This is a genomic window from Marinobacter fonticola, assembly GCF_008122265.1.
In the GTDB taxonomy this organism is placed as follows: Bacteria; Pseudomonadota; Gammaproteobacteria; order Pseudomonadales; family Oleiphilaceae; genus Marinobacter_A; species Marinobacter_A fonticola.
In genome coordinates this window covers 2,022,342-2,047,387 of the sequence record NZ_CP043042.1, presented here as the reverse complement: position 1 = coordinate 2,047,387, position 25,046 = coordinate 2,022,342, and the positions used below count along the sequence as shown (strand labels likewise).

Here is a 25,046-nt window from a genome sequence, read left to right as displayed (position 1 = left end):
TGTTAGCCTAGATAGCGCATAAGGCGGTCAAATGGAATGATCCAACACCACTTTCCCGGCTGAGGCCCCTTTCAGGAAAGCCTGAAGCGCATCGTCCAAATCCGGCTTGCCAATGGTCTTTGCCGAATTCTCAGCAACGGTACACGCCCACTCCCCCGACAGCTTTTCCCAGATCGCGCGCTTATCGGCCAACGGAATCTCAACCGAATCCACGCCCAGCAAGTTGACTCCGCGCAGAATGAAGGGAACAACCGTCGTTGGCACCTCTATGCCGGCCACCAGCCCACAACAGGCCACTGAACCACCGGGCATGATCTGCTTCAACAGCTCTGCCAACGGTCCGCCACCCACGGTATCCACCGCGTTAGCGAACTTTGGTTTAAGCAGCGGCTTCTTTTCCGGATCGAGACTATCGCGACCCAGCAACTCTTTTGCGCCTAATTGGCGAAGATGCTCGGCCTGTCCTGATTTGCCACTGACCGCAGTAACCTCGAAGCCAAGTCCGGACAGGATTTCAACGGCGACCGTGCCGACCGCACCGCTCGCCCCGGTAACGACAACCGGACCCTGCTCAGGCTTGGCGCCCATTTTCAGTAGCTTGTTCACGCACAAGCCCGCCGTGAGTCCGGCTGTGCCATATACCATGGCTTTATGAGCATCCCAGCCCTTCGGCATGGCGACAACCCAATTGGCCGGCACACGAATATACTCCCCGAACCCACCATCGGTGTTCATGCCGAGATCGTAACCGGTGACAATGACCGGCTGGCCAACCGTGAATTGGTCCGTGTTGCTCTCGACAACTTCGCCGCCAGCATCGATACCCGGTGTGTGCGGAAAGTTTCGGGTAACCCCCTTATTACCCGACGCCGATAGCGCGTCCTTGTAGTTCAGCGAGGAATGAGTGACGCGGATAAGAATGTCGCCATCCGGCAAATCTGCAGCATCCACCGACTCAGTGCTACCGACGTATTCGCCGTCCTTTTCATGTACTCGCCAGGCTGTATAGGTGGTCATCTCGAATCCTTCTATCGCGTTATCGGATGTTAGAATCTCATGCCGGAGCGCCGAAGCAGCCCCTTATTGGATGTTGCGATTGCGCAGTATGCTCAGAACACGCCAAATACTCTGCTCAAGCGCGGTACTGGCGGCCAGACCAAGCTTCTCCGGCAATGTACGCTTGCGTCGGAAGTTGACGGTGACAACCTCGGCCCGATCACATGCCTCAATCAGATACTCATCGGATGTCTTCAGCTCGTCAATGAGATGAACGTCCAAGGCACGGCGGCCAAACCAGATATCACCGTTGGCCACTTGCGTCATGTCGACCGAGGGCCGGCGTTCGCTTACATATTCCTTGAACAGACCGTGCGTGTCCTCCAGATCCTCAAGGAATTTCTGCCGGCCTTTATCGGTGTTTTCGCCAAAGATAGTCAGGGTCCGCTTGTGCTCGCCCGCCGTCAATACCTCAAAGTCCACATCGTTCTTCTTCAGCAGTCGATGAAAGTTGGGTAACTGCGCCACGACGCCGATAGAGCCAAGGATCGCAAATGGCGAAGCCACGATGCGGTCCGCCACGCACGCCATCATATAACCCCCACTGGCGGCCACCTTATCCACACAGGCCGTTAACGTTACGCCCTTGCTGCGAATGCGATCGAGCTGAGCGGCGGCCAGACCATAGGCGTGGACCAGACCTCCACCACTCTCGAGGCGCACGACGATCTCATCGCGACCCGGTTCAGCGACGCTGAGTACTGCGGTGATGGATTTGCGTAGCGAGTCGTTATCGCTCGCCTTGATATCTCCATTGAAGTCGATCACGAAAACGCGCGGGCTAGGCTTCTCTTCCTCGCCCTCGGACTTCGCTTTCTTGTGCGCCTTGGCGTCGGCTTTCTTTTCTTTCTTGCGCGCCTTGAGCCAGGCCTTACGGTCGGACTCGCCCAGCATCTTCTGGTGAATGTTTTCCTTCAGCCGCTTGTAGCCCTCGTTCAGTCGCTTGAGATGAAGCTCGCCGTCCATGTCCTCGCTGTCGTGTTTACGCTGCGCGGCGGAAACCACGGCGGTGACCACGACGAGAAAGGCCACAACCAACGTAACCGTTTTGGCGAGGAACAATCCAAAATCCGTGAGAAATTCCAAATCCGCTCTCCACTTGCCTGATAGAGTTTCGCCGCGAACCTTTCGTTTACGGTTAAGCGGCGCATAACGATTAAACCGGTCGATTGTAACCGAGTGCTACAGGCACACACGAGGACCATTGGGCAAATTTCCCCAAGTGCATCGCCGAACGCGCCCAAAGAGGCCCCGAATAACTCCTGGATCGCTTCAGGCTTTCGGAGGCTCCCTTAAAAACGGGCTAAAGAAGAAAGGGTACTGAACAACGGCTTGATGCGGTTCGATGGGCCTCATCCCGAAGTTCGTTAGAGGCGATTTTCGACTTGGCTACAATTGGAAGATACTTTTGCTTGATCACTTTCAAACAAGCGTTCGATCAAGCTTGACAGCGTTTGGACCTACCCCTAAAGTCGATCTGGTTTCGCCGTAATTCGACTGCCGCCGGCTCCCGGCACTATCTCGGCAATACGCTTTTAGACGCTCACGAGAAAAAGGAAAGAATAATGTCTGTACAACAGATTTTCGAAAAAATGGAACAGAACTTCAATCCAGACGCAGCCGCAGGCATGGATCTGGTTTACCAGTTCGATATCGAAGACGACAAAACCTACCATTTGGTCATCAAGGACGGCACCTGCAAGTTGAATGAAGGCGCCCACGATGATCCGTCCGTGACTCTGATCATGAATTCCGAAACCCTTCAGGGTATCGTCTCCGGCGAAACCGACGGTATGCAGGCTTTCATGGCTGGCCAGCTGCGCGCCGAAGGCGACATGATGTTGGCAACCAAGCTGGGCGAGTTGTTCAATATGGGCTAAGGCCGAGGCTTTTCGCGGGCCGCATATTGAACGCGGCTCGCGTCGACGCCCAGCGTTATACACCTTCCTTATACCCTCAATCCGATCTTCTCAACCCGCTTGCGGGAACCACTCTTCCATCGCTTCACGGGCCTGTTCGTTGCCCGGCAACGCTACCAGCCCAGTGCTGGACAGTCGCACATCGAAGATGGCGCCGTCTCTCAGGGGCATGAACGTCGCATTGCCATAGACCGCTTCCACAAAAGGTAGGCCGAAACTCTGGTCGAGCACCCAAGTATCGAACCAGGACTCCTCACCTAAAGGATGGACCGTGCGTTGGCCCGAGCGCTCCTGCTCCAGACTCACGTAACGGCCGCTGAGGCGCTCAAGGCGATAGGCCGGCTTGACTCCCAGCCAATTTAGCGGCCCTGCCAGCCTTATGATCCGCGCATCGACCTGCCATTGGTCACCCCGAATCACGACCTCCAGCGGTGGCTGCTCAGTGCGTTCCAAACGCACTCGCCAGGCCTGGGGGCCGGTTTTGGAGACGCCGATTGTGGCAATCGTCTGCATACTGTCGAGAGATTGATAATGGCGTAGGTCGAGGGCGAGCAACGCGACATAGGCCCCGGCGCCGATAAGGAAAAGAGCGAGTGTGCCTTTCAGCCAGCTAAAGAACCATCGGGGCCGGATAAAAAAGGCGAGTCCAAACAAGGCAAGCACGACACCGACTGCAGCCAGCGCAACGAGGGCAATGTCCTGGGACATAGGGAACTCTCTTTTAGGTTCTTTGTTATCAGGAAGCCTCGGAATAACTCCCGAATCGCTTGAGCAAAGCGCGTGCCTTTACCTATAAAGGCACAACCCCGGCCGAAGTTAAGAAGCCGTCGATTAACGCCTGGGGCTCAGCGGATAAGCCCGGAACAGGAAATTAAAGCCCGACATCCGCCAATGAGGACTCCGCCAATTTCAGCAGATCCTGATTGCGTTCGTCGCGGGTCCCTATGCTTTCGATATAGTATTCCAACGACGTTAGCGCGTCGGCCAGCGCCTCAAGCACGGTCGCCGGGGGTGCCTCTCGCGCATCCAACAACCGGCTCTGAATCGCGTCGGCGACGCGCCCCAACACCTGCGCGCCCTCCCGATCTTCAAGCATCATGAAACCACCCCATATACTGCGTAGGGTCGCTGGCAAATTAGCAAGGTGCAGCTTGTCGTAATCCGATTCGATAAACGCCGTAATTGCGCGCTTTGCGAGCGTCAAGGCTGCCCGGGCCTCGTCGGCGACCACAATATGCGCTTCGTTCAGATAGGTAGACTCTTCGCGATTAGCTTCGACAATAGCCAGCGCATCGGTTTCGCTGGTAATACCGCGTGTCACCATTTGCATGGCAGCATCTTCGATACTAAGCACGGCGTTGGCCAGATCGTAAAGCTCTTCATCGCCCGGCAACCGGTTATCGGCATGCCAGTTACGCAATTGCGCGGCTTCCTTCCGGGCCAGAGCCGCCAGCTTGTTCAGGTCCAGCACGGACAACGTATTGGCAAGCTGTTCCAGGGAGTGAGCGATGGAGGATAGCTCGTTGAGGTCCGGCTCAATGCCACGCTCGATGATATCGACCTTGTCTTTGAGCTGGTTCAGCTCCTCTTGCAACGCCGTGGACAACGACTTGAGCACGTCCGTGCCCGGCCCATAAAGACGCTTGCGATGGGATTCCAGAATATTTTCCGGGAACTCCGTCGGCACTATGTTGTAAGCCTGCAGGATCTGCGAAACTTCCGGGTTGGCTGAGCCGCTACGGTACAGAATGTAGACCAACTCTTTGAACAGCGAGTCCGGCGCGTCCTTGTTAATCGCCACTTTGCCGATATAAACAATTTCCCGGGTGTACTTCTCGATACGCATCAGTAGGCGCTTGCGTGACTTACCAAAGCCCATGGCGCGGTCCTGCATGGTATCGGCAACGATACCCATTAGGCACCAGAGCTGGCCCATCGGCGCACCATCGCAAAGCCGCGCAAAACCTTTGGAAGCTCTCGCGAGCAGTTTGTGGCTGACTCGCTCATTGCGCTCACGCAGTACGCCCAGTAGGCCAATCTGGTACATCAGGCGCATACGCCGGGCATGAATTTCGAAATCGGATTCGTTGCCACCGAGTGGGTTCAGGCCTAGGTTGCCGCAAAAATTCGGTCTTTTGCGCGAATCGATCTCGAAAAAGCAGGATTCGGGATAAGGTTTCTCGCCCCGAGCAACACGCAAGTCATTGGTGATAGGCAGAAGCAGTTCAGGGTGGTCGGCGCGTTGCTGCTGATAGTATTCGACATAGCGCCGCAGAATAAACAAAGCGCCGCTCAACGCGGTAAGCAGGTGGTTCTTATCGTCATTCGCGCCGACGGGCACGTCGTTGGCGACAGCGACAGCTTCCTGGCACAGCAGCGTGCCTCCCCTCAGTTCAACCAGAACGAAAATACCGCGAAGCTGATTGAGGAAATCAACGCAATTCTGCAGGTCTTCTCCACTCTCCCGGTTTTCCTGAAAGCGCTCGAGGCTGGCCTCAGCGTGTTTGATGGTCTGCTCGATTTCATTTTTGACCAGATCAAACGACTGAGACTTCGTCGCTAAAGACGATTGAACCATATAATGACGCTTCCCATAGAAAATGCGGAGAGCACCGCTTCCCCTGCCGAGCTTTCAGATGACGACTCTGACCGGCTGACCGGCACCACCTGTGGCTATCGTTAAAACGCTGGCTAACGCGCAAAAGCGCGTCCCATCCCGGGACGGCTATCAGAGGCATTTACCGAGAATGCCGGTCAAACTTCGGTTATTGAAGGTTCTTATGCGCCGGCCGTGTTCCGAAAATTGTCGAACTAACCTCTACTTATAACACAAATTTGAAGCACCTCAAGAACGGCTGTGTGTACTTATTTATCCGCTCTTTACAACGCATTACCGGGTACTTACTCGGCCGCTTGGGGCGCGGGTTCCAGCTTGTTCCAAAGCGCTTCGCCACTGGCTTTACCGACGACCTTGAGGAATTCGGCGTGAGCCTGGACTTCTTCATCGCTGGCGCGGATAACCCGCGTTTTAGGGCGCTCGGCCGATAGCCGGCGAATACGACCGTCCGCGTCACCGCTATCCGCAGCGCCGGCATCCAATGAGAAGGCGGTTTGCCCACCGGTTAGCAGGAGGAAGACATCGGCAAGGATCTCGGCGTCGAGCAAAGCGCCGTGGAGCTCACGGTTGCTGTTGTCTACACCATAGCGCTTACACAGGGCGTCGAGATTATTCTTCTGGCCAGGGTGCCTCTTACGGGCAATGGCCAATGAGTCCACCACACCGCAATGCTCTGCGACCTTCCAGCCAGTACCCAGCTTGCGGAATTCGTGGTCCATGAAACCCACGTCGAACGCTGCGTTGTGAATGACCAGCTCAGCACCCTTGATGAACTCAAAGAATTCGGTCGCGATATCCCGGAACAGCGGCTTATCTGCCAGGAAGTCGTTGGTGATGCCGTGGATCTGGATCGCCTCGGCCTCGACCTCACGCTCGGGGTTGATGTAGACGTGGTAATGACGACCGGTGAGCTGCCGCTCCATCAACTCCACACAGCCAATTTCGATAATGCGGTGTCCCTGTTCCGGGTCAATACCCGTGGTCTCGGTGTCGAGCACAATTTGTCGCATAGTCCGCTCCGGAATTACTTCTTTAATACTTTAATATCAGGCAGATGCAGAGAGTTCTTCAACTCCCTTATTAGCCAGCGCGTCCGCACGCTCGTTGCCGGGTACGCCGGCATGGCCTTTGACCCAATGCCAGTTAATCTCATGGCGTCGGACTTCCTCATCCAGTGCCATCCAAAGGTCGGCATTCTTCACAGGTTTCTTGGCGGCCGTTTTCCAACCATTCTTTTTCCAGTTATGCATCCACTCGCTAATGCCCTTGCGGACGTACTGGGAGTCCGTGTAGACATCGACCTGACAGGAGCGCTTGAGCGCCTTCAGGCCCTGAATCGCAGCCATAAGTTCCATTCTATTGTTGGTCGTTTCCCGTTCGCCCCCGTGAAGTTCCCGCTCGGCGTCACCGTAGCTCAACACCGCACCCCAACCACCGGGCCCCGGATTGCCTTTACAGGCGCCATCGGTGTAAAGCACAACGCGTTTTGTCATAACCCTTAATCCTGATATCTGGAAGGCGAGTCCTCGGCGGCACGGCGAGCCGCGCTCGAGGATCCCATGGCACCGGCAACGGGCATCGAAACCGGCTTTGGCTTGCGCCAACGGATGCGGTTGGTCGTGCGGCCCAGCACTCTCTTTTCGGCGCGGATACAGTAATAGGCGCCTGCGGGAAGATGCAACCTGCGGCCAAATTTCTCCAGAGAAATCAGCCGGTCAAGTGCGTGCTGGCCTTTTAGCGGCGGGCGAAAGAAGTGGCTGGACGACGCTTCGATTTCAAACTCGAGCAAACTGAGCCAGTCTTCCAGCCGGTTGGCGGTGGCAAAGCGACCGCTCCAGGGCGGCTGTTGCCGGCGGGCCATGAGTTTACGCAATCCCCAGAGGCTAAAAGGGTTGAAGCCGATAATCACCAAATGCCCTGAGCTGCGAAGAATGCGCGCAGCCTCCCTGACCACTTGATGCGGCCGCTCCGAAAAATCATGGGTATGGTGCATGACAACCAGATCGACCGATTCGCTGGGAAACGGCAGCTCCTCCGGGTTGCACACCACCAAACCGTCGGGAAGATGGCTCGTCCAATGAGGCGTCGTCATCATGCGCATACTGAAATCCGTCGACCTGGCCAGTGGCAGGCGGTGACTCACGGAAATCAGTAGTTGATGAGCGCCGCTATGCCTGGCGAGCTGCGCATCGATCTGCGCACGTTGATCCGCCAGCAAAGCCCGGCCAAGGGGCGTCTGAAACCACCCTTCAAAGGCATCTCGCTGCGAACTGTAGTTAATGGTGCCGGATTTGGCCATGACTTCCCTCTGAGAGCGAGTATCACGGTGAACGAATACGCGGAAACTTGGGCCGCCCCGTGCAATCCTTTATGATAACAGTCTACATTCGCTGACCGCAGCCGGTGATTATGTTTTCTATCGTTCCCATACCCGCATTCAGTGACAACTATATTTGGTGCCTGATCGATCACGACACCAACCTTGCCGCCATCGTCGACCCCGGGCAGTCAGAGCCGGTCGAGCGCTTTCTTACGGAAAACGGCCTGACACTCGATGTGATCCTGATCACTCATCATCATCCCGATCACGTCGGTGGCGTAGCCGACCTGGAGCGCAAGTATCGCCCAAAAGAGATATACGGCCCCAAGGACTCTCCCTTCGATGGCATCAGCAAGCCTTTGCTAGAGGGCGATACGGTCACCTGGCAGCACATCACCTTTAGCGTACTTGAAGTGCCCGGACATACGCTTGACCACATCGCTTATATTTCCGAGCAGAACGTGACCGACGACGCGCCGGCCCTGTTTTGCGGCGACACGCTCTTTGCCTGCGGGTGCGGGCGCCTGTTCGAAGGTACTCCGGTCCAGATGCGTCAGTCCCTGGCCAAACTGCGCGGCCTGCCGCCCAATACCCGGGTTTATTGTGCCCACGAGTATACGCTGGCCAACCTGCGCTTTTCCCGCGACCTGTTGCCCGACGACGATGGGCTCGAAGCCTTCGAGGCGGCCTGTAAGCAGAAACGCGAGAACGGCGAACCCACCCTGCCGACAACGCTTGAAGAGGAGCTTGCGCTCAATCCGTTCCTGCGCTGGGACGACGATGCGGTGGCCCAGGCCGTTGGCAAGCGCGGCGTTGACGTGGACGGCGAGTTCAGTGGCGAGGACCGCGTTTTTGCGCAAGTAAGGCGCGCGAAAGACACATTCTAATTATTACGTTCTGAACTATACGGGACGTAACAAACGCTTTCTTGACCCCCTAAAATGGCTTCCCATAGAATCCGGCGAAGTTTTGCTGCGGGTTGCAGCGCCAAGCCACGCTGCCCCACACTCAGCAGCTCAGGACATATCGGACGGTTTATGACATTGGCAAGACTGATATCTGCCCTTCTTCTCTCGATTCTGCTCGCCGGTTGCCAGACATTTTCCGGGCAGAACGAGGAGAACGGTTCTCTCAGCGAAGGGGAACTCCTCGAATCGGAACGCGTCTCTATTGCGGCCGGCGACGACGAACTGAAAGCCGCCATTGAAGGTGAGACCCCCTCCGACGACACCACCGTCCTTGACGACGCCATCGAACCGTCCCTCAAGTCCCAGGCCGCCCGGGCCAGGGAGCGTCTCGAGCAGCCCACAGAAGAAACCGTTGAAGCAGATGAAGTCGCGCACGATCTATGGAGCCGTCTACGGGAGCAATTCGGCCTCGACTTGACGCTGAGCAACGAACGCATTGAGCAACAGCTGAACTGGTATGCCAGCCATCCACGTTACATCGACCGAGTGGCGAAGCGGGCTCGCCGCTACCTTTACTACATCGTTACGGAGGTGGAGGAGCGTGACCTGCCGGGCGAATTCGCCCTGCTCCCGGTGGTGGAAAGCGCGTTCGATCCGTTTGCCTATTCTCATGGCCGTGCAGCCGGGCTATGGCAGTTTATTCCCTCTACCGGCCGAGTCTACGATCTCAATCAGAGCTGGTGGCATGATCAACGCCGCGACGTCATGTCGGCTACCGATGGTGCGCTGGCATACCTCGACGCCTTGAGCAGCCGTTTCGACGGCAACTACCTGCTGGGCCTCGCCTCCTACAACAGTGGCGCAGGGACCGTGGGCCGTGCCATCCGCCGCAACGAAGCCCGCAGCCTACCGACCGACTACTGGTCACTCGACCTACCGCGGGAAACCCGCGAGTATGTCCCCAAGCTGATCGCCATCGCCAAGATCATCCAGAACCCGGAAGCCTACGGTATTACCCTGCCCCCGATTCCGGACGAGCCCTACTTCGACGTTGTCGATACCGGCTCTCAAATCGACTTGGCCCAGGCCGCTGAACTGGCGGGCGTCGACATCGAAGAAGTCTACCTGCTGAATCCGGCCTACAACCGCTGGGCCACCTCGCCCGATGGTCCGCATCGTCTGCTGGTGCCGGTAAAGAACGCCGAAAAATTCCGCCAGGGCCTGGCATCGCTTGATCCGGACATGCGCGTGTCGTGGAAGAACTACAAAGTGCGTAGCGGCGACAGCTTGATCAAAATCGCCCGTCAATTCGGCACCACGCCGGACGTCATCAAACAAGTCAATCACATGCGCTCCAACCTGATCCGGGTCGATCAGCGCCTATTGATTCCCACGTCCGCCAGGGGCACCACGGCTTATGCCCTGAGTGCCGGCGAACGCCTTAAGGACAAACAGGCCGCCACCGGCCGGCGCAGCGATGGAACTCGCATCGAGCATCTCGTTCAAAGGGGAGATACGTTCTGGGACATCGCCAGGGACCACAAGGTCGGCGTTCGCCAGCTGGCCAAATGGAACGGCATGGCCCCGGGCGATCCGCTGATGCCGGGCACCAAGCTGGTCATCTGGTCTAAAGATGCCGGTACTCAACAGCTGGCCAAAGCCAGTAGCCGGGCCTCCTCCGACATGGTGCGGAAAGTCGGTTACCGAGTACGCAAGGGTGATTCCCTGGCGCGTATTGCGGGTCGTTTTAACGTCAATGTGAGGGATATCGCGAGCTGGAACAGCCTGGATATCAACAATTATCTCCAGCCTGGACAAAGTCTGGTACTCTACGTCGATATTCGCCGAAGCCCCTGATCGCACACACAATATGGATGTGACGGTCAGCCACCAGAAAAAGAGCGGAGTTCATGATCCGATTTTCTCAGACCGTCATCACCCTCCTAGTGTTGCTATTGGCCTCGTCCCTCCAGGCTACCGAAGCCGTCCACGGCCTGGCCATGCACGGGGATCCGAAGTACGGTCCCGCCTTCGAGCATTTCGATTACGTCAATCCTGACGCCCCCAAGGGTGGAACCTTACGCCAAGGCGTGGTTGCCAATGGCTACGACTCTCTTAATCCGTTCCTGCTGAAAGGCGTGGCCGCTGCCGGCATCGAGACCTATACCTACGACAGTCTCCTGACCGCCTCCGCTGACGAGCCGTTTACCATGTACGGCCTGATTGCTGAGTCGCTGGAAACGCCGGAAGACCGCTCTTACGTCATATTCAATATCCGTCCGGAAGCCCGTTTTTCCGATGGCGAACCGATTACGGCGGACGACGTGGCGTATACGTTCAACGTGCTGACGGAAAAGGGGCACCCTTTCTACCGCAACTATTATTCGGAAGTGAAGAGTGTGACGGTTGAAGGCGAGCGGCGCGTGCGTTTCGATTTTGGCGAGACTCAGAACCGGGAGTTGCCGCTGATTCTGGGCCAAATGCCGATCCTGCCCCAACACTACTGGGAAAAGAACGACTTCGAAGAGTCCGGGCTGACGATCCCGGTCAGCAGTGGCCCCTATCAGATCGATCGATTCGAGGCCGGCCGTTCCGTCACATATAAGCGGAATACCGACTATTGGGGGAAAGACCTTCCCGTCAACGTTGGCCGGCATAACGTCGATACCGTGCGCTACGATTACTACTCCGACGATACTGTTGCACTGGAAGCGTTCAAGGCCGGCATTTACGACTTCCGCCTTGAGTCTTCTGCCAAAAATTGGGCAACAGCCTACGCTTCCGACGCTCTAAAAGAAGAGCGCATCATCAAAGAAGCCGTGCACCATGGTCGTCCGGTCGGTATGCAGGCGTTTATCATGAACTCGAGCAAACATCCGTTTGACAACCGCAAGGTTCGCGAGGCGCTGGCCTACGGGTTTGATTTCGACTGGGCCAACGAAAACCTGTTCTACGGTCAATACACCCGCACAGACAGTTACTTCGAGAACAGCGATCTGGCGTCCGGCGGGCTTCCCGAAGGCGACGAACTGGCGTTGCTTGAGCCCTACCGTGACCAGCTGCCTCCGGAAGTGTTCAATCAGGAATACCAGCCGCCCTCCACCACCGGTGGAAGCAGCCTGCGCGATAATTTGCGCTCGGCCATGAAAATTTTCCAGCAAGCAGGTTACGCGATAAAGAACGGCAAGATGGTCGAAACAGCCAGTGGCAAACCATTGCGCTTTGAGATTCTGCTTCGCCAAAAAAGCTTCGAACGCGTCGTACTGCCCTATAAGCAAAACCTCGGGAAACTGGGTATCGACGTCGAGGTGCGCCTGATCGACACCAATCAATACGTCCAGCGTGTACGTAACTTCGAATTCGATATGGTGGTACTCGGGCTGGCCCAGTCCGACTCGCCCGGCAACGAGCAGCGGGACTACTGGCACTCGTCAAATGCCGGTACGGCCGGCTCCCGGAATTACATCGGCGTGAGCGACCCGGTTGTCGACGAGCTTGTCGCCAAAATCATTCAGGCGCCAGACCGGGAATCGCTGGTCACCCGCACCCGCGCCCTCGATCGCGTGCTGTTGTGGGGCCACTACGTTGTGCCTCAGTGGCACCTGGCTGTCGATCGCATTGCGTACTGGCACCATCTCGCACGGCCGGAAGCAACACCCAAATCCGGCATCGACCTGTCCCGCTGGTGGGTCAAACCCTGACAACCGCTTTCAGAGAAGGAACTGCTGACTGATGGGTGTCTACATCCTCAGACGACTGTTGCTGATTATCCCCACTCTGATCGGCATTATGCTGCTCAATTTCCTGATTGTGCAGGCGGCTCCCGGCGGCCCTGTCGAACAGCTGATCGCGGAAATGGAAGGCATGGGCGGCAGCAGCCTGGCCCGCGCCACCGGCGGCGGTGGCGCCGAGGTCAGCGAAGGCGGTCAAACCCGAGGCGCCAAAGGACTTCCGCCGGAACTGCTGAAAGAAATGGAGCAACTCTACGGCTTCGATAAGCCACCCCATGAGCGCTTCTTCAAGATGCTGGGTGACTACGCCACGTTCGATTTCGGCGAGAGTTTCTACAGAGACCGCACGGTCATCGAGCTGATCATCGACAAGCTGCCCGTTTCCATTTCGCTGGGGCTCTGGTCGACGCTCATTATCTATCTGATCTCAATACCTCTGGGCATCAAGAAGGCGGTCACCGACGGGACACGATTCGACGTCTGGTCCAGCTCGGTCATTATTGTCGGCTATGCCATCCCCGGATTTCTTTTCGCTATTCTACTCATTGTGCTATTCGCCGGCGGCAGTTACTGGGACTGGTTCCCGTTGAGAGGTCTTACTTCACCGAACTTTGAAGAACTGACTTGGTACCAGAAAATCGGCGATTATTTCTGGCATCTGGCGCTACCGGTTACGGCCAACGTAATTGGCGGTTTTGCTACCCTGACCTTGCTGACAAAAAATTCCTTCCTGGATGAAATCGGTAAGCAATACGTGGTGACCGCGCGCGCCAAAGGTCTGGAGGAGCGCCGTATCCTCTATGGCCATGTGTTCCGCAACGCTATGCTGATTGTCATCGCCAGCCTGCCGGGGTTGCTCGTCGCCCTATTCTTTACCGGTTCGCTACTGATCGAGGTGATCTTCTCACTCGATGGCCTCGGGTTGCTGGGCTTCGAAGCGGCGCTCAACCGGGACTATCCGGTGATCTTCGGAACGCTCTATATATTTACGCTTATGGGCCTGGTGTTGAAGCTCATCAGCGACCTCACCTACGTACTGGTGGACCCGCGTATCGACTTTGAAAGCAGGGAGGGCTGAGCATGGCGTCCTTCGAGCTCTCGCCCATCCAACGCCGTCGTCTGCATAATTTCCGCAACAACCGGCGCGGGTTTTATTCACTTTGGCTGTTTCTGGTCCTTTTCTTCGTGACACTTTTTGCCGAAGTGGTTGCCAACGACAAACCCTTGGTCGTCAGCTATCAGGACGACCTCTATTTCCCCATCGTCGAGCAGGTTAACGAGGAAACCTTCGGGGGCTTCCTGCCCACCGAGGCCGACTACCGGGATCCCTTCATCGCGGATGAAATCAAGGCCAACGGCTGGATGCTCTGGCCGCCGATTCGCTTCAGCTACGATACGATCAACTACAACCTGAAGGTGCCCTCGCCCGCGCCGCCCTCTTCGGTGAACTGGCTGGGTACCGATGACCAAGGCCGGGATGTTGTGGCCCGGCTGATCTACGGCTTCCGTATATCGGTGTTGTTTGCCCTGACGCTGACCTTTTTCAGCTGCATCGTCGGGGTGATCGTCGGCGCTCTGCAGGGTTTCTATGGCGGCAAGGTCGACCTGATTGGCCAGCGCTTCGTCGAAATCTGGTCGGGTTTGCCAGTGCTCTATCTGTTGATCATTCTATCCAGTATCGTTCAGCCCAGCTTCTGGTGGCTGCTCGGTATCATGCTGCTGTTCAGTTGGATGGGACTGGTGGATGTGGTTCGAGCCGAGTTCCTGAGGGCGCGCAATTTCGAGTATGTACGGGCTGCCCGGGCGTTGGGCCTGGATAATCGCACGATCATGTTTCGCCATATGCTGCCCAATGCCATGGTGGCCACCATTACCTTCGTACCGTTTATTTTGACCGGCGCCATTACCGGCCTTACATCGCTGGACTTCCTGGGCTTCGGGCTGCCGCCGGGCTCGCCGTCCCTGGGGGAGCTTATTGCTCAGGGCAAAGCTAACCTGCACGCTCCCTGGCTGGGTATCTCCGCCTTTATCACCCTCGCGATCATGCTGACGCTTCTCGTGTTCATCGGTGAAGCGGTACGCGATGCCTTCGACCCGAGGAAGAACTGATATGGCCGACTTTCTCGATGTCCGTCATTTGTCGATTGCGTTTCACGGCAAGAAGGTGGTCGACGACGTCAGCTTTTCGGTACCCGTTGGCCGAACACTCGCACTGGTCGGCGAAAGCGGCTCAGGCAAGTCCGTGACGGCTCTGTCGATTCTTCGGCTGTTGGACGATCGCCATGCCAGCTACCCGGCCGGCGAAATTCATCTGGAAGGCGAAAATCTGCTGAAAGCCAAGCCACAGCGGCTGCGCCAGATCCGCGGCAAGCGCATCAGCATGATCTTTCAGGAACCGATGACGTCCCTGAACCCGCTCCATACCGTGGAAAAACAGATCAGCGAGACCCTGGCCCTGCATCAAGGTATGCGTCCCAACCGGGCGCGCAGTCGCACGTTGGAACTGCTGGATCTGGTCGGTATTCCCGATCCCGAGCAACGCTTGAGTTATTACCCGCACCAACTCTCCGGCGGTCAAAAGCAGCGCGTGATGATCGCCATGGCGCTGGCCAACGAACCGGATCTGCTGATTGCCGATGAACCCACCACCGCGTTAGATGTCACGGTCCAGCGTCAAGTACTGGAGCTGCTGCGTGACCTTCAGACGAAAATGGGCATGGCCGTGCTGTTGATCACCCATGACTTGTCGATTGTTCGCCATTACGCCGACGATGTCGTGGTCATGCAACACGGGCGCGTGATGGAAGCCGGTCCGACGGAAGATGTCTTCAACAATCCCAGCCAGGCTTACACCCGCATGTTGCTGAATGCGGATCCTGGCGACGCTCCGCCATCGATCGCCGGCGACGCAACCCCGCTGCTAACGATGGAGAAGGTCAATGTACGTTTCCCCGTCACCAAAGATTTCCTGGGACGACCCAAGACGTTCCTGCACGCGGTTAATGACGTCGGGCTTTCTCTGCGCACGGGGGAAACCCTGGGTATCGTCGGCGAGAGCGGCAGCGGCAAGACGACCTTGGGTATGGCTCTGCTGAAGCTGACCCGGTGTGACGGCGATATTCGCTTTGAGGACCGCACGATAGGTCACCTAAGTCAGAAACAATTCAAACCCTTACGCCGACATCTTCAGATCGTTTTTCAAGATCCTTATGGCAGCCTGAGCCCACGCATGTCCGTGGGTGAAATCATCGGCGAGGGTTTGAACGTTCACTTCCAGGACGAAAAGGAACGCCATGAGGCCATGATCATTCAGGCCTTAAAGGATGTCGGCCTCGATCCGGAAACGCGACACCGCTATCCACACGAGTTTTCCGGCGGTCAGCGGCAGCGCATCGCCATCGCCCGGGCTCTGGTACTGCATCCGAAGCTGATTGTGCTGGACGAGCCTACGTCCGCTTTGGACCGGACCGTACAAAAGCAGGTCATCGAGTTGCTGCGCTCGCTACAGCAACGCTATGGACTGAGCTATCTTTTTATCAGTCATGACCTTTCCGTCGTGCGCGCATTGAGTCACCGGGTGCTTGTGCTCAAGTCGGGAAAGGTGGTGGAGTATGGCGACGCAGAGCAGGTACTCGGTTCGCCCCAGGCAGACTACACACGGCAACTGCTTGACGCAGCGTTCTTTTACCAGGGTAAACCGGACGACTCAGTCGGCCCGGTGTCTTGAAGTCGCTCACGCTCATAAGCCCAACGTTAGACGAATAGCGACTTATCCGACGTACGCCGATCGGTGAAAATGCGTCCTACACGTGAATCAGGAGATCATTCATGGGAATTCTCAAAGGAAAAAGGGCCCTGATCGTCGGGGTTGCCAGCAAACATTCTATTGCGCACGGTATTGCCGAGGTTTTCCATCAGCAAGGCGCTGAGCTGGCATTTACCTACCAGAACGAAAAGCTCAAATCCCGGGTCGTGGGTTTCGCCAAAGAATGGGGTAGCGAACTGACCTTCCCTTGCGACGTCGCCAGCGACGAGGAAATTGACGAGGTATTCAAGGAACTGGGCAAGCACTGGGACAAGGTCGATATTATCGTCCACGCTGTCGGGTTTGCCCCCGGCCACGAGTTGAACGGCAACTATGTGGACGTCACCACCCGCGAAGGCTTCAAGACCGCCCACGATATCAGCTCTTACAGTTTTGTCGCGCTGGCCAAAGGCGCACGCGGCATGCTGAACGATAACGGCTCCCTGCTGACATTAACCTACCTGGGCGCCGAGCGCGTACTGCCCAACTACAACGTCATGGGGCTGGCCAAGGCCTCCCTGGAAGCCAACGTACGTTATATGGCTTCCGGTTTGGGGCCCGACGGTATTCGGGTCAACGGTATTTCCGCAGGTCCGATCAAGACATTGGCCGCGTCCGGCATCAAGAGCTTTCGCAAAATGCTCTCCGAGAACGCCAATCGCGCCCCGCTCAAGCGCAACGTGACCAAAGAAGAAGTGGGCAATACCGCAGCCTTCCTGTGCTCGGACATGGCCAGTGGGATTACCGGCGAAATCCTCTATGTCGATGCCGGATTCAACATCACGGGTATGGGCGCCCTGGAAGAATAGACGCCTTTCCGATACCGAAGGGAGCCCCGCACCTGGAGGCTCCCTGCCTTTTTATCGAACTTCGTCACTGTTCCGGTTTGTAAAGTTGAGTAATCTCGGAACGTTCCGACAGGAGTTCACCCCATGCGTTCGACGTTTCGTTTCCTCGCTCTCGCCTTTCTCGCCGTCACCGCGTTGTCGGGCTGCTCGAGTATCGGCTCCGCCATGAAAGCCAGCCCATCCTTGGCCAATGCCACTGGCTTTGCCGATATTCCGATGCCCTACCTGGAAGAACGCTATATCAATGACGAATCAACGTTCATGACGGTTAATGGCTATCGCATCCACTACCGCGATCAAGGCCAGGGCGATACGATTATCCTGCTGCATGGCATATTTTCATCCTTGCAAACCTGGGATAGCTGGGTCGCCGAGCTGAGTCGTTCGCACCGCGTCATTACCCTGGATATGCCCGGTTTCGGCATGACCGGCGGTCCGGAAAACCCCGAAGACTTCGACGAAGACAGCATCGTCAATACGTTCGCCAAGTTTGTCGAACGCCTGGATCTGGAGAACTTCACCCTCGCGGGCAATTCGCTGGGTGGCTTCGTCGCTGCCCGCTACGCAGCCCAGTACGGGAACCGAGTGGACCGGCTGATCCTCCTGAATCCTTTCGGTTACCCGCAAGAAACGCCCTGGCTGTTGGACTTGGGCACGGCTTTTCCCATGAACTTCCTTGGTAACTACGTCCAGCCACCTGTCATCGTGACGCTGTCCCTACGCAACGCCTACGGCGATCCGCGCCGCATGCACGATAAGGACGTTTATCGCTACGTGCATATGTCCCAGCGCCCCGGAGCCAAGCCGATTTACATGAAAACCCTGGAAATTGTAGACGAACGCGCCCAGAACGAAGCCCCGTTACCCTTTTTTCGAATCAATGCGCCGACACTGTTACTTTGGGGTGAAGACGACAGCTGGGTGCCCGTGGAGCTGGCGACGCGCTGGCTCAATGACATAGGTAACGCTCGCCTGGTTACCTATGAAGGTGTGGGGCATATACCGATGGAAGAGGTGCCGGAAGACTCGCTCAAGGACGTGAGGCGCTTCCTCGCTAAGGGTCTGGCGGCCTTTCCCGACAACGCTCCGGCGCAAAAAGACGGTATTGCGCAGGCCGACTAGTGTTACGAGGACAGCTGCGCGTGGTGTTACGAGGACAGCTGCGCGTGGTGTTGCGAGGACAGCTACGCGTTATAGGTAACGCTACGTGGAATACCGGCTAATCGTCTTCCAAAGCCTGCGCCATGGTTTCCAGCCATTCCAGCACGGCCGTGTCATCCGACTCGAGTACCCGCAAGCCGACCTGCCACAAGCCGTCGTCTTGCGCCCGGCACCAAACCACTTCGACCATCAGGGTGTAGGCTGCTTTTTCACCCGCACGCTCGAGCTCGATGTAGGCCGGAATAATGGCTCCTTCGGTTGCCGGCTCCCTCGCCACAACCCGGATGCCCGTAGCGGACAAGTCCGACGTATAACAGGTGAGAACATGAGGTTGCCCGGACTCTTCCGGGTCCGGAGACTCCAGCTCCAGTTCGACCGTGACCCGGCCGGTTAGCCGAAACTCACGACGCTGCTCCCTTTCCGTTTCCGGTCCATTGCCAAAACTATAATCGTTGGCCGTCATGATCGACCCACCCTGATTCGTCCAACCACACGCGAAAGCGTATCCTCGAATTCGGCCTCGCTGCTCATCACGCGGGCCTCGCCCTTAACGATGGCCTCGATAAGGCTATCAACAGTCATTTCCGTCCGGTTCAAGCCCAAGCGGTCGACAAAAATCAGTTTGCCGGTCGCGTTTAGACGAACGGCCAGTTTCAGTTTACGCGCTTCGGCGGACTCGCCGTTCTCCGGCGTATCGGCCGACACGGCAATCCAGCTACCTAGCTTAAGGCCATCCACTTGGGCGCGGGCAACGGCCAACCGCTCTTTCTCGAGACGCTGCTGCTCGGCCACTTCCTGAGCCCGAACGGCTGCTTCCTCCGCGGCCCGCGCTTCGGCTGCCTCCGCTTCGCGGCGCTGCTCTTCTTCCTGACGGCGCTTCTCAGCGGCTTCTCGCTCAGCACGCACTTTCGCGGCTTGTGCTTCGGCCTTTTCCCGGGCTTCGCGCCGCTTCACGATCTGGGAGCGCAACACGTGCTCCATGGCCTTTACCGTTTCGCTGACCACGTCTGCAAAGTGATTGAGCTCCGGGAGACTACGGAGCCTGCCTTCGTCCGATGCGGTGCGAAATTCGATCCAATCCATCAGTCCCAGCTTAACGCCTTCTCCGTTGGTCCAGAGCACCTCGTTGGAATCCGAGAGAAGCGCAAAGAAATAAAGGCGCTGCTCCTGCTGCCCCTCTCCTTCCACAAACCAATGCCCTTGGTAGGCCTGAATCTCGCTGTCAGGCACTGTATTCGCGTCAAGCCAAGCGGAGTCATAGCTATAGCCTTTCACCGGTTCGAGATCCACCGGGGTGCCGCGCAAGCGGGCGACCATGGTCACCTCGATGCCCTGCAGAGCGCTTTCGGGGAGGGCTTCTTTGTTGACACGGGACCAGACCTCGCCGATCTTGTCTCCCAACTGTTCTCCCACGTGATAGAGCTTGTCCCGATCTTGATCGGAGAGCTTAGGGTCGGAGACCCAGATCATCCACTCCAGCAGTTTCGCCGCATGGCGTGCATTATCGCTGCCCATCCCCTCGGCCCAGACCGCTTGACGCAACAAGGGCAGCCAATAAGTATCGATGAACGTGGTGACTGCGGGAGGCAGCTCCCGTTTGCCGAGCGCTCGCCCGACCAAAGCTCGGGCAACCTTATCTGCAGTACGTTGCCGTGCGGCCCCCTGTTCGGTTTCCAGCAGCCGCTGCCTGAGACGGTCAATACGGCCGTCTTTCTGTTCCTGCTCTTTACGCCAATCCTCGGCAAAACGTTCGAAAGGTTGCAGGTTGCGATCGACAAAACACTGGTCGACAACCTGAACCAAGGTGTCAAGCCAGCTCATCAGTTGACGTGCCGCCCGGCCACCGGAGTCGCTCCAGCCCCTGAGGGTATGCAGGCTATCGATCCAATTATGCACGCTGTTGGCCCCGCCCAACGCTTCGGCGCCATGTTCATGAATCTGCCAGGCGAGCAGAAAGCGCAAACGGGCCGTGCGTTTGACCAGAGTACTATGAAGACCGGACTTTTGCAGGAAGACATCCATGATTCGGTCGGCAAGATAGGCCGCATTGACCTGGCGCACGGACCAAGTCAGCGTGTCGGTGCCCAGCACGCCGACGACGCGCTCGTCACGCTGATCTTGCCAACAGGTATGTAACAAGGGAACCCAGTCCGACACCGCCTCGTCACTCGGCCGGGTAACGGGATAAGGCAGGTCCGGCACCCGAATGCCCTTGAGAATAGCCTGAATGATATCCAGGTTGGGCTGGGCGTCGCCCGCCGATGTGGTCCCTATGTGAACCATGGAAATGACGTGTCCTGTATGGCGGCTGCCAAACGGTGAGCATGAACGCTCGTTGACGACGCGACAGCCGATGGAAACAAAGCTGGCCATTGCAGCGAGCAGCAAAGAGGTCGTCCAGCAGACTTATTATCGGAATAGGCCAAAACAATGCTGTACCACCTTTCGGATCAATTGCATTGGGCGCGCTTATATCGCAGTATAACTGCCCCTTTATGTAACACGGTAACAATGTGTCAGCAGTCGATGGCAGAGCGCAACCTGAATCGCCGCTGAGAGGTTAGCAACCACCTGCCACAATGCAACACACGACGTTAATCTGTGCTGTGAACTGCTGTTTCTGGAGAAGTCAACGACATGTCTGACAAACAGATCGAGAATATCAACGTGGCCAGCCAGGAGCCGCTGATCACACCGGAAGCCTTAAAAGAGGAGATGCCGCTTCTCGGCAAAGCTGCGGAAACCGTGGCCGCTGGCCGGGAAACCATCAACAATATCCTCGACGGCAAAGACCACCGGATTTTCGTCGTTGTCGGCCCTTGCTCTATTCATGACGTCGAGGCGGCGCACGAGTACGCCCACAAGCTGAAACAGCTTGCCGATGAACTCAGCGATACGCTGTACATCGTCATGCGGGTCTATTTCGAGAAGCCTCGGACGACAATCGGTTGGAAGGGCCTGATCAACGATCCGCACCTGAACGATTCCTTCGACATCGAACAGGGTCTTCATATCGGCCGCCGACTGCTGCTGGATATTGCCGATCTCGGTCTACCGGCCGCTACCGAAGCGCTGGACCCCATTTCGCCCCAGTATCTGCAGGACACCATTTCCTGGTCCGCCATCGGCGCCCGGACAACGGAATCCCAGACCCACCGTGAGATGAGTAGCGGCCTTTCCATGGCCATCGGCTTCAAGAACGGCACTGACGGTAGCCTCGACGTGGCCATCAACGCCATGAAGTCTGTCTCTCATCCCCACAGTTTCCTGGGTATCGACCAGAAAGGTCAGGTGTCGATCATCCGTACCCGCGGCAACTCTTATGGCCACGTAGTGTTGCGCGGTGGCGGCGGCAAGCCCAACTACGACTCGGTCAGCGTCGCACTGTGCGAGCAAGAGCTGGAAAAGGCCGGACTGCGCAAGGCCCTGATGGTCGATTGCAGTCATGCCAACTCCAACAAGGATCCAGGAATTCAGCCGTTGGTCATGCAGGATGTAGCGCATCAGATCGTCGAAGGCAATCAGTCCATACTTGGCCTGATGGTCGAGAGTCACCTGAACTGGGGCAGCCAGTCCATTCCGGAGAATCTGGCCGATCTGAAGTACGGCGTTTCAGTGACGGACGCCTGCATCGACTGGCCCACGACCGAAAAAGCCCTACGCGAAATGCACGACAAGCTGAAAGATGTGCTTCCCGGGCGGGTCGGCAGTAGTTAAGCAGGACGGTAGGTTGGGCTGAGCTTGCGAAGCCCAACCTACCCCGACCGCCAATCATTACGTTGGGCTTCCTGCGTCAGCCCAACCTACCATGCTGAGCATCAATTCAACGATACCGACTGCCCGAGCCAATCCAGTTTCTCCCGCAGCTTGACCACCTCACCAATAATAATCAACGTGGGCGCTTTTACTTCGCTGGCCTCGACATTCTCGACAATGGAATCGATCCGGCCTGTCACCACCACCTGTTCGGGCGTCGTACCCTTGGACACCAGCGCCACCGGCATATCCGCAGGCATGCCGTGCGCAATCAATTCGCGGGCGATAACCGGCAAGCCCACAAGGCCCATATAGAACACCAGGGTTTGATTGTTCTGGACGAAATCCTTCCACGGCAGGTCGCAGGTGTCGTTCTTGAGGTGGCCTGTTACAAACCGTACGGATTGGGCATAGTCTCGGTGGGTCAACGGGATACCGGCATAGGCCGCGCATCCCGAGGCTGCCGTGATGCCCGGCACCACTTGAAAAGCCACACCCGCCTCGGCAAGGGTTTCAATCTCTTCCCCACCGCGACCAAAGATGAAAGGATCACCGCCTTTTAGGCGCACGACCGTGCGTCCTTCCTGGGCGAACTCGACCAGCCTCTGGTTGATCTGGTCCTGAGCCAGCGTATGTTTCGATCGCTGTTTGCCGACATGAATCATCTCGGCGTCGGCACGCACCCGGGCAAGGATATCCCGGGAGACCAGCCGGTCATACAACACCACATCGGCTTGAGCGATGATGCGTAACGCTTTAAGCGTTAACAGGTCGGGATCCCCCGGTCCGGCCCCAACCAGAAAGACCTCCCCTTTTACGGTTCCTGAGGCGGCCTTACGAATCGAACTTTCCAGTGCATCGGACAGTTCCGCTTTCGGCATCTGGTGGGCCCGGGCCACCAGGTTGCCGTCCAACAGCCGATACCAGAAACTGCGACGCTGGTGGGGAGTGGTCAAACGTTCGGACAGGTCGCCCTTGTGAATCATTTGCTGCAGCAAATCCCCCAACCCCTCCGGCAGCAACGTATCCAGCTTCTGTCGCAACCAGCTTGCCACCGTCGGCCAACGGCCGCCGGTATCGACGGTTATCCGCAGCGGGCCGCGCTGGAGCGTCGCGGGAAACTGAACGCGTGCGCTTGGGTGATCCGCTGGGGACCATACCGGCACGCCCTCTTCGACGCGCGCAATCCAGGCTGTGTCATCTTCGGCAACGCCGGTGTCGATCAACAACAGTCCGTAATCAACGCGCAGCAACGAATTGCCAGGCTCAGGTAGCGTCGAAAGAACACTCGATGCGGGGGCTTCGTTCGGCAGGTCGTCGTGACCGAGCCAAACAATGCGCGCGCCCTGCTCGGCGCATGCCCGCGCCTTAGCCAACAAGCGCGGGCCGCTACCGATACAGCCGACAACAGGATGATCAATTCTCAGGGAAACCGTGAGGGTCAAAGCAAACTCCTTCTGGCCCTTCCCCCAACCACTGCGGGTCAGGGCGTGATAACGTCAACGCCGCCCATGTAGGGCTGCAGGACTTCAGGCACGCGGATGCTGCCGTCCGCCTGCTGATAGTTTTCCATCACGGCGACCAGCGCCCGGCCCACAGCCAGACCGGACCCGTTCAGCGTATGCACGAACTCCGGCTTACCGGTTTCCGGGTTGCGCCAGCGCGCCTGCATACGCCGGGCCTGGAAATCGTGGGTATTGCTGCAGGATGAGATTTCCCGGTATTTGCCCTGTCCCGGCAACCAGACTTCCAGATCGTAGGTTTTTGCGGCCGAGAAACCGATGTCGCCGCCGCAAAGCGCGACCACACGGTATGGCAAATTCAACTTCTGCAGAATGGCCTCGGCATGGGAAGTCAGTTCTTCCAGTGCGGCCTCGGAATCGTCCGGGCGTACGATGTGAACCATCTCCACCTTGTCGAACTGATGCTGACGGATCATCCCCCGAGTGTCGCGGCCGTAAGAGCCCGCTTCGCTACGAAAGCACGGCGTATGGCAGACCATACGTATAGGCAATTCCTCGGTCTTGAGGATGCTGTCGCTTACCAGATTGGTCGCCGGTACCTCTGCTGTCGGGATCAGGTAAAGCGGATGTTCGCCTTCCATCTTGAACAGGTCTTCTTCGAATTTCGGCAACTGACCGGTTCCGTAAAGCGTGTTGGCATTGACCAGATACGGCAGATACGTTTCGGTGTAGCCATGCTCATCCGCATGGGTGTCGATCATAAACTGCGCCAGCGCCCGATGCAGGCGGGCAACCGGTCCGCGCATGACAGCGAAGCGGGATTGCGCCAACCGCCCGGCGGTTTCAAAGTCCAGGCCGGCCACGTCTTGACCCAGATCCACATGGTCCTTCGGCTCGAAATCGAATGCCGGCGGCGTTCCCCAGCACCGTAGCTCGACATTGTCGTCCTCGTCCCTGCCTTCGGGCACGCTTTCGTCCGGAATATTCGGTATTCCTGAGAGGAACGCATTCAGCTCTTCCTGAAGCGTCCGCAGTTCGGCCTCTGCATCGCCTCGCTGGCGCTTTAGATCCTCAACAGCATCCATAAGCGGCTGGATATCTTCACCGGCAGCCTTGGCCTTGCCGATTGCCTTCGACCGTTTGTTCTGCTCGCTCTGAAGTTCTTCTGTCCTGACTTGGAGTGACCGGCGACGGGATTCCATGGCTTGGAAAGCATCCACGTCGAAGGTGTAGTTGCGCACAGCAAGGCGGCGGGCAATATCGTCAGTCTGGTTCCGAACACGTTTGGGATCGAGCATGATCGTCCTGTTAACTTCTGGTGAATAGGATGCGGCCTGCTTCCATGCCTACCGGGGACGGTCCGATTGCGGACTCAACCCGATCTACAGGACGCTAACGTTGCGCATAGTATACCGTCAGGATTTTTAGGTACCACCAGCACAGCCAATCTGCGCCGGGCCGG

The 25,046-nt window shown here is 57.4% G+C and carries 21 protein-coding genes; 10 read left to right on the top strand and 11 right to left on the bottom strand.

Annotated features, from left to right (window positions below; genetic code table 11):
* Nucleotides 1-27 precede the first annotated feature (27 nt).
* Complete coding sequence (locus FXO11_RS09060) at nucleotides 28-1,017, bottom strand: YhdH/YhfP family quinone oxidoreductase (RefSeq protein WP_148862680.1); 990 nt, start codon at nucleotides 1,015-1,017, stop codon at nucleotides 28-30.
* A gap of 63 nt (nucleotides 1,018-1,080) precedes the next feature.
* Nucleotides 1,081-2,142, bottom strand: coding sequence for a protease SohB (sohB, locus tag FXO11_RS09055; RefSeq protein ID WP_148862679.1), 1,062 nt, complete (start codon nucleotides 2,140-2,142; stop codon nucleotides 1,081-1,083).
* A 479-nt stretch (nucleotides 2,143-2,621) separates the two neighbouring features.
* On the opposite strand from sohB, the gene FXO11_RS09050 reads away from it, so the two are divergent.
* The gene (locus tag FXO11_RS09050) at nucleotides 2,622-2,936 is read left to right on the top strand and encodes an SCP2 sterol-binding domain-containing protein (RefSeq protein WP_148862678.1); all 315 of its coding nucleotides are present in this window, start codon (nucleotides 2,622-2,624) and stop codon (nucleotides 2,934-2,936) included.
* A 90-nt stretch (nucleotides 2,937-3,026) separates the two neighbouring features.
* Here FXO11_RS09050 and FXO11_RS09045 read toward each other — a convergent pair whose 3' ends face one another.
* The 5 genes from FXO11_RS09045 to FXO11_RS09025 form a co-directional block, all read right to left on the bottom strand.
* On the bottom strand, nucleotides 3,027-3,683 hold the full coding sequence (locus FXO11_RS09045) for a multidrug transporter (protein WP_148862677.1): 657 nt from the start codon (nucleotides 3,681-3,683) through the stop codon (nucleotides 3,027-3,029).
* Nucleotides 3,684-3,846: 163 nt separating this feature from the next.
* Nucleotides 3,847-5,553: a chemotaxis protein gene (locus tag FXO11_RS09040; protein WP_148862676.1), complete on the bottom strand. Its 1,707-nt coding sequence runs from the start codon at nucleotides 5,551-5,553 to the stop codon at nucleotides 3,847-3,849.
* A 323-nt stretch (nucleotides 5,554-5,876) separates the two neighbouring features.
* The gene (gene dnaQ, locus FXO11_RS09035) at nucleotides 5,877-6,602 is read right to left on the bottom strand and encodes a DNA polymerase III subunit epsilon (RefSeq protein WP_148862675.1); all 726 of its coding nucleotides are present in this window, start codon (nucleotides 6,600-6,602) and stop codon (nucleotides 5,877-5,879) included.
* Between the two features lie 36 nt (nucleotides 6,603-6,638).
* The gene (gene rnhA, locus FXO11_RS09030) at nucleotides 6,639-7,085 is read right to left on the bottom strand and encodes a ribonuclease HI (protein WP_148862674.1); all 447 of its coding nucleotides are present in this window, start codon (nucleotides 7,083-7,085) and stop codon (nucleotides 6,639-6,641) included.
* A 5-nt stretch (nucleotides 7,086-7,090) separates the two neighbouring features.
* The gene (locus FXO11_RS09025) at nucleotides 7,091-7,891 is read right to left on the bottom strand and encodes a class I SAM-dependent methyltransferase (protein WP_148862673.1); all 801 of its coding nucleotides are present in this window, start codon (nucleotides 7,889-7,891) and stop codon (nucleotides 7,091-7,093) included.
* 110 nt (nucleotides 7,892-8,001) lie between these two features.
* On the opposite strand from FXO11_RS09025, the gene gloB reads away from it, so the two are divergent.
* From gloB to FXO11_RS08985, 8 genes are all read left to right on the top strand, one after another.
* On the top strand, nucleotides 8,002-8,799 hold the full coding sequence (gene gloB / locus FXO11_RS09020) for a hydroxyacylglutathione hydrolase (RefSeq protein WP_148862672.1): 798 nt from the start codon (nucleotides 8,002-8,004) through the stop codon (nucleotides 8,797-8,799).
* Between the two features lie 150 nt (nucleotides 8,800-8,949).
* On the top strand, nucleotides 8,950-10,677 hold the full coding sequence (locus FXO11_RS09015; protein ID WP_148862671.1) for a lytic transglycosylase: 1,728 nt from the start codon (nucleotides 8,950-8,952) through the stop codon (nucleotides 10,675-10,677).
* A 53-nt stretch (nucleotides 10,678-10,730) separates the two neighbouring features.
* Nucleotides 10,731-12,521, top strand: coding sequence for an extracellular solute-binding protein (locus tag FXO11_RS09010; RefSeq protein WP_148862670.1), 1,791 nt, complete (start codon nucleotides 10,731-10,733; stop codon nucleotides 12,519-12,521).
* A 31-nt stretch (nucleotides 12,522-12,552) separates the two neighbouring features.
* Nucleotides 12,553-13,629 (top strand): microcin C ABC transporter permease YejB, encoded by a 1,077-nt coding sequence (locus tag FXO11_RS09005; RefSeq protein WP_148862669.1) that lies wholly within the window; start codon nucleotides 12,553-12,555, stop codon nucleotides 13,627-13,629.
* A gap of 2 nt (nucleotides 13,630-13,631) precedes the next feature.
* Nucleotides 13,632-14,660 carry an ABC transporter permease gene (locus tag FXO11_RS09000; RefSeq protein ID WP_148862668.1) on the top strand — a complete coding sequence of 343 codons (1,029 nt, stop codon included), beginning with the start codon at nucleotides 13,632-13,634 and terminating at the stop codon, nucleotides 14,658-14,660.
* Nucleotide 14,661: 1 nt separating this feature from the next.
* The gene (locus FXO11_RS08995; RefSeq protein WP_148862667.1) at nucleotides 14,662-16,278 is read left to right on the top strand and encodes an ABC transporter ATP-binding protein; all 1,617 of its coding nucleotides are present in this window, start codon (nucleotides 14,662-14,664) and stop codon (nucleotides 16,276-16,278) included.
* Nucleotides 16,279-16,379: 101 nt separating this feature from the next.
* Nucleotides 16,380-17,165 (top strand): enoyl-ACP reductase FabI, encoded by a 786-nt coding sequence (locus FXO11_RS08990; RefSeq protein WP_148862666.1) that lies wholly within the window; start codon nucleotides 16,380-16,382, stop codon nucleotides 17,163-17,165.
* Between the two features lie 123 nt (nucleotides 17,166-17,288).
* Nucleotides 17,289-18,326 carry an alpha/beta fold hydrolase gene (locus FXO11_RS08985; protein WP_148862665.1) on the top strand — a complete coding sequence of 346 codons (1,038 nt, stop codon included), beginning with the start codon at nucleotides 17,289-17,291 and terminating at the stop codon, nucleotides 18,324-18,326.
* Between the two features lie 97 nt (nucleotides 18,327-18,423).
* On the opposite strand, the gene FXO11_RS08980 is transcribed toward FXO11_RS08985, so the two are convergent.
* Both FXO11_RS08980 and FXO11_RS08975 read right to left on the bottom strand, forming a co-directional pair.
* Nucleotides 18,424-18,828 (bottom strand): PilZ domain-containing protein, encoded by a 405-nt coding sequence (locus tag FXO11_RS08980; protein WP_148862664.1) that lies wholly within the window; start codon nucleotides 18,826-18,828, stop codon nucleotides 18,424-18,426.
* Nucleotides 18,825-20,648: a DUF1631 family protein gene (locus FXO11_RS08975; RefSeq protein ID WP_148862663.1), complete on the bottom strand. Its 1,824-nt coding sequence runs from the start codon at nucleotides 20,646-20,648 to the stop codon at nucleotides 18,825-18,827. Before FXO11_RS08975 ends, FXO11_RS08980 begins: the two co-directional genes overlap by 4 nt.
* A 354-nt stretch (nucleotides 20,649-21,002) precedes the next feature.
* Here FXO11_RS08975 and FXO11_RS08970 point away from each other — a divergent pair, with 354 nt between their 5' ends.
* On the top strand, nucleotides 21,003-22,082 hold the full coding sequence (locus FXO11_RS08970) for a 3-deoxy-7-phosphoheptulonate synthase (protein WP_148862662.1): 1,080 nt from the start codon (nucleotides 21,003-21,005) through the stop codon (nucleotides 22,080-22,082).
* A 101-nt stretch (nucleotides 22,083-22,183) separates the two neighbouring features.
* Here FXO11_RS08970 and cysG read toward each other — a convergent pair whose 3' ends face one another.
* A complete protein-coding gene (cysG, locus tag FXO11_RS08965; RefSeq protein WP_148862661.1) occupies nucleotides 22,184-23,566 on the bottom strand; it encodes a siroheme synthase CysG in 1,383 nt (460 codons plus the stop codon).
* A gap of 38 nt (nucleotides 23,567-23,604) precedes the next feature.
* The gene (gene serS / locus FXO11_RS08960) at nucleotides 23,605-24,882 is read right to left on the bottom strand and encodes a serine--tRNA ligase (protein ID WP_148862660.1); all 1,278 of its coding nucleotides are present in this window, start codon (nucleotides 24,880-24,882) and stop codon (nucleotides 23,605-23,607) included.
* Nucleotides 24,883-25,046: the final 164 nt, after the last annotated feature.

Bases quoted from the DNA above. Each gene is read 5' to 3' on its own strand.
- FXO11_RS09060 (WP_148862680.1), bottom strand. From the start codon at position 1,017: ATGACCACCTATACAGCCTGGCGAGTACATGAAAAGGACGGCGAATAC.
- FXO11_RS09050 (WP_148862678.1), top strand. From the start codon at position 2,622: ATGTCTGTACAACAGATTTTCGAAAAAATGGAACAGAACTTCAATCCA.
- FXO11_RS09045 (WP_148862677.1), bottom strand. From the start codon at position 3,683: ATGTCCCAGGACATTGCCCTCGTTGCGCTGGCTGCAGTCGGTGTCGTG.
- FXO11_RS09040 (WP_148862676.1), bottom strand. From the start codon at position 5,553: ATGGTTCAATCGTCTTTAGCGACGAAGTCTCAGTCGTTTGATCTGGTC.
- dnaQ (WP_148862675.1), bottom strand. From the start codon at position 6,602: ATGCGACAAATTGTGCTCGACACCGAGACCACGGGTATTGACCCGGAA.
- rnhA (WP_148862674.1), bottom strand. From the start codon at position 7,085: ATGACAAAACGCGTTGTGCTTTACACCGATGGCGCCTGTAAAGGCAAT.
- FXO11_RS09025 (WP_148862673.1), bottom strand. From the start codon at position 7,891: ATGGCCAAATCCGGCACCATTAACTACAGTTCGCAGCGAGATGCCTTT.
- gloB (WP_148862672.1), top strand. From the start codon at position 8,002: ATGTTTTCTATCGTTCCCATACCCGCATTCAGTGACAACTATATTTGG.
- FXO11_RS09015 (WP_148862671.1), top strand. From the start codon at position 8,950: ATGACATTGGCAAGACTGATATCTGCCCTTCTTCTCTCGATTCTGCTC.
- FXO11_RS09010 (WP_148862670.1), top strand. From the start codon at position 10,731: ATGATCCGATTTTCTCAGACCGTCATCACCCTCCTAGTGTTGCTATTG.
- FXO11_RS09005 (WP_148862669.1), top strand. From the start codon at position 12,553: ATGGGTGTCTACATCCTCAGACGACTGTTGCTGATTATCCCCACTCTG.
- FXO11_RS09000 (WP_148862668.1), top strand. From the start codon at position 13,632: ATGGCGTCCTTCGAGCTCTCGCCCATCCAACGCCGTCGTCTGCATAAT.
- FXO11_RS08995 (WP_148862667.1), top strand. From the start codon at position 14,662: ATGGCCGACTTTCTCGATGTCCGTCATTTGTCGATTGCGTTTCACGGC.
- FXO11_RS08990 (WP_148862666.1), top strand. From the start codon at position 16,380: ATGGGAATTCTCAAAGGAAAAAGGGCCCTGATCGTCGGGGTTGCCAGC.
- FXO11_RS08985 (WP_148862665.1), top strand. From the start codon at position 17,289: ATGCGTTCGACGTTTCGTTTCCTCGCTCTCGCCTTTCTCGCCGTCACC.
- FXO11_RS08980 (WP_148862664.1), bottom strand. From the start codon at position 18,828: ATGACGGCCAACGATTATAGTTTTGGCAATGGACCGGAAACGGAAAGG.
- FXO11_RS08975 (WP_148862663.1), bottom strand. From the start codon at position 20,648: ATGGTTCACATAGGGACCACATCGGCGGGCGACGCCCAGCCCAACCTG.
- FXO11_RS08970 (WP_148862662.1), top strand. From the start codon at position 21,003: ATGTCTGACAAACAGATCGAGAATATCAACGTGGCCAGCCAGGAGCCG.
- serS (WP_148862660.1), bottom strand. From the start codon at position 24,882: ATGCTCGATCCCAAACGTGTTCGGAACCAGACTGACGATATTGCCCGC.